We start from the raw sequence: 1,688 nt of genomic DNA, 5'->3' as shown, positions 1-1,688 counted from the left end.
GGTGGAAGATCGCACCACTGGTCCGTACGCCGTTCAGGAGGTCCGTCAGCGGATCCGTGCCGGTCAGATCGAGCCGGCCCGAACGGGTGATGGAGACCGGCGTCGGCGTCGCCCGCGGCTGCACGGGCCGCCGGCGCCACCGCGCCCGCCCGGACCTCTCCTCCACCGGCCGTCCCGCCTGACATCACCGCTGGAGTGGCCGCACTGACCGGCCGCTCCAAGGTGGTACACGGCGCCATGACAGGATCTCCTCATGTCTACCAACGTTTTCTTCGACATCACCCTTGACGGCAAGGCCGCGGGCCGGATCGTCTTCCACCTGTACGACGACGTCGTCCCCAAGACGGCGCGGAACTTCCGTGAGCTGGCCACCGGCCAGCACGGCTTCGGATACGAGGGCTCGGGCTTCCACCGCGTCATCCCGGACTTCATGCTCCAGGGCGGCGACTTCACCCGCGGCGACGGCACCGGCGGCAAGAGCATCTACGGCGGAAAGTTCGACGACGAGAACTTCAAGCTCCCACACGACAAGCCGTTCCTGCTGTCCATGGCAAACTCCGGCCGCGACAGCAACGGCTCGCAGTTCTTCATCACCACGGTGCTCACCCCGTGGCTGGACGGCAAGCACGTGGTCTTCGGCGAAGTCGTCGAGGGCCAGGACCTGGTGACGAAGATCGAATCCCTGGGCTCACGCTCCGGTGCCACCCGCACGAAGATCGAGATCGCTTCCTCGGGCGTCCTGGAGAAGTAACACGGTCCCTCTCCGACCAGGACGGCCCAACGGGCTACTCGCGCAAGTAGGCCGGCCCCTACCTGGCCACTCCCCAAGGCTGGGCCGGCCCTACCTCGCCACTCCCCAAGGCTGCGTGCATGCCCCGAGCTTGGACTGACCAGATCACTCCGTCACGGGCAGGCACTCGGCGAGCAGGTCGACGACGTCGTGCCAGGCTCGCTGCGCGTGCCGTGGGTGGTAGCCGACGCCGGGGAGCACGGTCTGGTCGACCGGCGGGTGGTGGAAGGCGTGCAAGGCGCCGCCGTAGACCACCAGGCGCCAGTCGACGCCCGCGGCCTGCATCTCGGCGGCGAACGCGTCCCGTTGCGCGGGCGGCATGATCGGGTCTTCCGACCCGACCGCGGCCCACACCGGGCAGCGAATGCGTGCCGCCTCGCCCGGTCGGCCCGTGGTCAGTGCGTTGACTGTCCCGATCGCGCGCAGGTTGACGCCGTCGCGCCCGAGTTCCAGCACGATTGCGCCCCCGGTGCCGTAGCCGACGGCGGCGATCCGGTCCGGGTCGGTCCGCGGTTGGGCGCGCAACACGTCGAGTGCCGCGTGGCCGATGCCCCGCATGCGGTCGGGGTCGGCGAGCAACGGGATACAACGCGCCAGCATCTCCTCGGGGTCGGTGAACCAACGCCCGCCGTGGATGTCGAAGGCCAGCGCCACGTACCCCAGTTCGGCGAGGGCGTCGGCCCGGCGGCGCTGGAAGTCGTTCAGTCCCGGTCCCTCGGGTCCGACCAGGACCGCGGGTCGGCGGTCGACACCGGCCGGGAGCGCGAGGTGCCCGATCATCGTCAGGCCGTCGGCCGGGTATTCGACCGTGCACGTGGTAACAGTCGCCATGCGATGGACCATAGTGATCGTCGAGCCCGGTCGGGCCGGTGTTCTGCCGCTGGCAGAACAGCCCGGG

At 69.7% G+C, this 1,688-nt stretch carries 3 protein-coding genes; 2 read left to right on the top strand and 1 reads right to left on the bottom strand.

What is annotated here, in order from left to right:
• The coding region (locus AB0I18_RS52030; RefSeq protein ID WP_363112892.1) for a hypothetical protein at window positions 1-182 on the top strand (182 nt) is incomplete at its 5' end.
• A gap of 71 nt (window positions 183-253) precedes the next feature.
• Window positions 254-751 (top strand): peptidylprolyl isomerase, encoded by a 498-nt coding sequence (locus AB0I18_RS52025; protein WP_363112891.1) that lies wholly within the window; start codon window positions 254-256, stop codon window positions 749-751.
• 144 nt (window positions 752-895) lie between these two features.
• Here AB0I18_RS52025 and AB0I18_RS52020 read toward each other — a convergent pair whose 3' ends face one another.
• Window positions 896-1,621, bottom strand: a complete 726-nt coding sequence (locus tag AB0I18_RS52020; protein ID WP_363112890.1) for a dienelactone hydrolase family protein — start codon at window positions 1,619-1,621, stop codon at window positions 896-898.
• Window positions 1,622-1,688 lie beyond the last annotated feature (67 nt).

This window comes from Streptomyces sp. NPDC050704 (assembly GCF_040654355.1).
Classification (GTDB): domain Bacteria; phylum Actinomycetota; class Actinomycetes; order Streptomycetales; family Streptomycetaceae; genus Streptomyces.
This window is presented reverse-complemented; position numbering and strand designations above follow the sequence as displayed.

Coding starts and splice junctions, on each gene's coding strand:
- AB0I18_RS52025 (WP_363112891.1), top strand. CDS start 254: ATGTCTACCAACGTTTTCTTCGACATCACCCTTGACGGCAAGGCCGCG.
- AB0I18_RS52020 (WP_363112890.1), bottom strand. CDS start 1,621: ATGGCGACTGTTACCACGTGCACGGTCGAATACCCGGCCGACGGCCTG.